General features: G+C 55.9%; 5 protein-coding genes. 1 reads left to right on the plus strand and 4 read right to left on the minus strand.

The features are described from left to right. Window positions 1-220: 220 nt before the first annotated feature. Window positions 221-1,561 (minus strand): hypothetical protein, encoded by a 1,341-nt coding sequence (locus D8Y22_RS18175; protein ID WP_141466102.1) that lies wholly within the window; start codon window positions 1,559-1,561, stop codon window positions 221-223. Between the two features lie 187 nt (window positions 1,562-1,748). Between D8Y22_RS18175 and D8Y22_RS22525 the strand changes: the two genes are divergently transcribed. Beyond that, window positions 1,749-1,925, plus strand: coding sequence for a hypothetical protein (locus D8Y22_RS22525; RefSeq protein WP_174811907.1), 177 nt, complete (start codon window positions 1,749-1,751; stop codon window positions 1,923-1,925). Window positions 1,926-2,375: 450 nt separating this feature from the next. Here the strand turns inward: D8Y22_RS22525 and D8Y22_RS18180 are convergent, their stop codons facing one another. From D8Y22_RS18180 to D8Y22_RS18190, 3 genes are all read right to left on the minus strand, one after another. After that, a complete protein-coding gene (locus tag D8Y22_RS18180; RefSeq protein ID WP_246084501.1) occupies window positions 2,376-2,912 on the minus strand; it encodes a sister chromatid cohesion protein PDS5 in 537 nt (178 codons plus the stop codon). Window positions 2,913-3,046: 134 nt separating this feature from the next. Continuing rightward, window positions 3,047-4,219 carry an ISH3 family transposase gene (locus tag D8Y22_RS18185; protein WP_141466104.1) on the minus strand — a complete coding sequence of 391 codons (1,173 nt, stop codon included), beginning with the start codon at window positions 4,217-4,219 and terminating at the stop codon, window positions 3,047-3,049. A 52-nt stretch (window positions 4,220-4,271) separates the two neighbouring features. Beyond that, a complete protein-coding gene (locus D8Y22_RS18190; protein ID WP_246084502.1) occupies window positions 4,272-5,024 on the minus strand; it encodes a HEAT repeat domain-containing protein in 753 nt (250 codons plus the stop codon). Window positions 5,025-5,115 lie beyond the last annotated feature (91 nt).

A 5,115-nucleotide genomic window follows, 5' to 3' on the forward strand; every position in this document is an offset into this window, starting at 1 on the left:
GTTGGTCCTCGTGGATTTCACTGTCCGCTGGCTCGGTTTGTTTGGTCACAACTCAGCCAAGCGGACTTCTCAACTAACGGCTTTGTGAAGTACTGATATTGAGTACTCGCCCAAACTCGACGCGATGGTCGCCCTCAAGCCACTGGGATCGACTGCTGGCTCCGATCCTGCCGAGACAGGTCGGTTGTCCCTCAGGCCGTTGATCAGCGATCCTGATCACTCATTCGCCCGTCCCGTAGACGGTAACCTCGCGCTCGTCGGCGCTCTCGGCAGTTTCGACCCGAACGGGGAACGAATCGTCCTGTTCAACCGGATACGTTTCAAACTCAAGCGTGACCTGTTCGGTCGAACCAGAAGCGACTGTTACTGATCGAGTTTCCACGACTTCCGGGTCCTCGCCGACTACGAGTTCTACATCCAATGTAGTGGTTTCGTCACTAGTGTTCTCGAGTGTAGCAGTCACCTCGAGCGTTTCACCGCCCGTCACAGGATCGTTCGACTCGATGATCGTCACGCTGTCACCGTCAGCATCGGTTTCAGATTCGTCACCATTGTCAAGTGTTGCGCCCTCATCAAACGCCCATACAGCCATCTCGGTCGTCAGAACGTTGTCTTCGTCGAGTATCCAAACATCGACCGAATCGTCCCGAAGCCCACCTCCTTCAATCGATGCCGTGTCAGTAGTCCCGGAGACATCAGTTGTCGTAGCACTGACTGCAACATGGTGCCACCAGATTACACGATCGAGTTCGGCACCCGAAGTAGAGACGTCGACCTCGAGTTCGTAATCGCCTTCTACAGGAACCTCTGTTGTAGCAGGTCGAGCCGCGTCCAAGGAAGGGGATACATTGCCATCAGGAGCAACTGTGACTTCCCAACTCGTCCTAAGATTCTCAGTGGCATCGGCTACGGCGACTACCTCATGGGTGCCTATTGAGTCGAAAGTGAGTATCCTGAATTCCCAACCAGTCTGATTTCTGTACGCACTGGGCCGGTCACTCTGTGGACCCAAGGTGTGTTCCCCATCGACGAACCAACGGATCTGATCAGTTTCCTCTAGCATGCTCGTGTCTACCTCAAACATAATCTCCGATTCCGGCCGGACAGATACTTCACGAACCGGCTCCGCATATTGTGGATCGAGTTCATCAACCCCTAGAACTTCGACCATCGTTTCCGCAGAGCGGCCACCTGCTTGAATAGCTACTGGGAATTCGTCATTTTGGAGTACCGGATACGTAGCGAACCGAAAATGATCAATCGTCATCGAATCGTTTGGCTCAATCGAATACGTCCGGCTGTCAACAACCTCTGGATCTTCCCCAACAACCAATTCGATGTCTTCGGTTACTTCCTCCTCGCTTCTGTTCTCCAGTTCTGCGGTCACCTCGAGGTCACTGCCCCCTTCAACCGGTGCGTTCGTCTCGATGATTTCGACTGACAGATGGTCAGATGCACTGACAGCTGTAGACCCGACCGTGAGCGAGCCGATACTCATGCCAACCCCCGAAAGGTAGTGTCTTCGGTACATGTCAGCTTGAACCACATCGATCACTGCCATAATACTTACATTGATATCTGTACAGAATATTACAAACAAGTTACCGGTCGCTCATGCTGATTTAAAATTGAACGTCCATCTGTACTGTGTAGCGCCGACAGACTACGGTCGTACTGACGTCGAGGGGGCACTCTGACCGTTCGGATACAAAATCAAATATGCGCCAGAAGGTGCCGATAGCCGGGTAGTGCAGCAGACTCAGGCTGACGACTGGCCGATTGAGGCGACATCCAATCCGTTCGACTCAAACGCTGCCTTCTACAGGCACGTCAACTCGACCGAAAACATCGAAAACAATACAGAGATACTCGTCGAGCACTTCTCAGAGCTCGGTGACGCATACGCCAATTCTCCTGCCGAGTAACGTTCTGGGCCCTGGTAGCTGTCAAGACATGATCGTTTAGCGATGCAGACTGACGGCACCCGAAAAGACGCCACAATACGAGTAGTGTCTCAGTCAGCAACGCGATCTGCCCATGGCGCTTTGCTGTCAGACAAATGTGTCAGGTTCGAATTGGGCTGCTTGTCGAAGGTGGGGGAGGGCATGTTCGTAGCTTGCACGTGCAGCGAAACCGAGATCAGTTCCGACGACGGGGGGAATCTTCCCCAAATGGGGCTTCGAGCTCTTCGCTGATCTGGATGACGAGTTCTGAGATGCTAATACCGTGGTGACGTCCCTCGTCAAAGAAAATCGGGATGGCTTCGTCGATCGGTTGTAGCTCTTGTATTTATATTTTGACATCAATGGGGCAGCGAGAGCTTGTGCTCGGTCGTACGTGACAATATCACATGGATCGTACGGGTGCGGAGGATGTCATTCGTCGGTCAATCGCTGGAGGGCCCTCGCTGCGCGATCTCTAACAGCTTCGTTCGGATCGTTCGCTCGGAGATCACGAAGTTTCTCTTTTGGGACCGGTGCGTGAGCGTTCGCAATGAGCGTACAGGCGTTGGCTCGGACATCGGGACTGGAATCGGTAAGCGCATCCTCGAGGTGCTGGTGTTGGTCCCGAACCGCATCTGGATTTGCTTCACCGGCTTGCAGGAGTGCGATTGAGGCGTTGATGCGGGCCTGGATGTTTGGATCGTCGAGTCGGTTAGCGAGTTCGGTTACGTACGTGATCACGTCGGCTGGGTGTTCTTGTGCGATGTCTGCGAGGAAGCCGGCGGCGTTGTTTCGGGCGCGTTTTGCGTCGGCATCGAGGTGGGCTGCGATGGAGTCGACATGGTCGGCTGCAGTGTCGGGGTAGTTGGCGACGACGTGGCCGACGGCTGCAAGCGTGTTCGTCTGGATAGTCGGTACTTCCCGAAGGTTGCTTCGTGAGTTGTGCTGAGTCTCGGGAAACTGGAGCAAACGCTGGTGTGGTAGCTGAGTGAAGGACGAAATAGAGTTCACAGGTGAAGGAATCCGCGGTAAGAAGGCTGGGATACGCCGTTCTAGGCGAATGCTGTTGCTCGTCAGACCTTGCCCCAGGCCGCGGGCTGGCGTCAGCCCGCGGCCGATGCGTACGTTTCTGGCACACCCACGCCGTTCATCTCAATCTCCCACGTCCGCTCTAGCTCTTCCTCTAACGCGTGTCTGATCCAGTCAGAGAAGGTCTTGAACGTGAATTCCTCGGGTAGGTCGCGCCCGCCCCGCCGGGGGCGGGCGACGACCGCCCATCGAAGCACAAGCCAGAGGTTCTCCAACAGGAACCCAACCAGGACGAACGCGAAGCGGATGATTGGGTCCTGTGTTGTCGTTACCGCCCGTGCTTGGCGAAATACACGGTAACTCGTTTCGATCGCTGACCGTTTCCGATAGAGTCGTTCGACTTGTTTCGGCGTGCGATCGGCCAGATCGCACGCCACATAACCTCGAACGACTTCGCCGCTTTTCCCGCGATCTCCGGCGTGATAGGAGACAGCGACCGCGAGCGGGAATTCCAGTTCCCGCTCGCGGCCTTTGTACATCCGATAGGTCGTCATGTACGAGCAGTGCGTATCCAGCTTCTTCCTCATGCGCTTGCCCTTCTTTTGGACGGGTACGACAGTCGCAGCAATCTCCCGCGAACGACGCAGGATACGTTCGTTGTAGAAGCCACGATCAGCTAAGAGAAGGTCTATCTCGAAGGGATAGGCTTCGACGCGGTCGAGAACGCGCTCGACCGCGTCGGCTTCTTTCTCATCGCTCCGGACGTACGTCATGGCCAACGTCACCGGCTTCCCGTTCGAGACGAGATACGCGGTACAGTACCGGTGACACGTCGTTGTTCCGTCTTTCGCGTGCATGCGACAGAGTTCACCTTCTTCATCGGCGTACGTTCCGTGATAGGGGTTATTCACGAAGTCAATGGAGACGATCCTCGACCGATCAGGGTCGAGGATCGTCATCGCTAACTGCATGAGAAGGCGGTTAGCAACCCGCTCAAGCCACTCCCGGTTGAGCGTATGGAGCCAGTCCATGACAGTGTCATCACAGGGGGCGTTGTCGTTGTCCTTGCACGTCTCCCAGATGGACGTCTGGTTGACCGCTGCAAGAATGACGACAGCCCAGATCTCGCCGGGATCGAGGGGCGAGCCCTCGATTCCCGGCAGCGGGAGCTGACAGATGACGTCTTTCGCTAAGTCTTTGACGTCCGAATCCGAAAGAACACCGTCTGGTTGAGGTATGGTGAACACATTCTCTCAACCGGACATTCTCCCAATCAGAGCAACGCTTTAGCTTCGGCTCTCACACCGGTCGGGAAGTACCGATAGTTGCGTTCTCGGTGTCGAGTTGGTCGAGTAGCGTAGAGAGTCCTGGGAGGAGCTCCTCAGGGTATGCGTCCGAGATTCGGGCGAGCGTGTACGTTGCGTATTCGCGGGTGGTCTCGTCGGTGTCGAGTGCTGAGATGAGTGACGGGACGGCATCGATCGCGGCTGCCGGGTCTTCTTCGGCGAGGGTCATCAGACACCAAGTAGCACGGTTTCGCACGTCCGTGTTAGAGACGCCCGTGAGTCGAGCAAGGTCCTCGACGTGACGTCCCAGGTGTTCTGGGTGTTGCGCTGCGTACGTCGAGGCGTGCGTGACTGGGGACGAGGTGTCCTCGGAAATGTCTGATGCGTCGATGTTCCTTGCGAACTTCCGCAGCAGTAAGGCAGGGTACGCTGAGAGTTGCATGGCTGTTTTGAGAACGTCGATGGTGAACTCGACACGCTGTGCTGTGGTCAGGTACTCGGCTTGTTCTGCGCGTCCCCGCAACGCGCTTTTGTTCGGCAGATCGATATCAGGGCCGGACGATGCGTCGTCAGAATCCGAGGCTGTGGCCTCCTCGAGGACCGTCACGTCGGAAATATCTGGGAGTTGAATGCGGCGTGTGTCGCCCGCTGCCGTGGTGAAATCTCGTGTCAGTGGTGCGTCGATAGGAAGTGCTGATGGGCGTGGTTTCGTCCACGACGTCGCATGGATGGTCTCCTCTCCGTCTCCGACGTGTAGTTCGACCATCTGTTCTAGTTTAGTGGCGGAGTGAAGTAGCATCTCAGCGGAGACTGTACCTAATTGGGAAGCTATTGGCTAAGAGACTGGGTTTGCTGGA

The sequence above is a fragment of the Salinadaptatus halalkaliphilus genome, from assembly GCF_006543045.1.
Taxonomy (GTDB): Archaea; Halobacteriota; Halobacteria; order Halobacteriales; family Natrialbaceae; genus Salinadaptatus; species Salinadaptatus halalkaliphilus.

Bases quoted from the DNA above. Each gene is read 5' to 3' on its own strand.
- D8Y22_RS18175 (WP_141466102.1), bottom strand. From the start codon at position 1,561: ATGGCAGTGATCGATGTGGTTCAAGCTGACATGTACCGAAGACACTAC.
- D8Y22_RS18190 (WP_246084502.1), bottom strand. From the start codon at position 5,024: ATGGTCGAACTACACGTCGGAGACGGAGAGGAGACCATCCATGCGACG.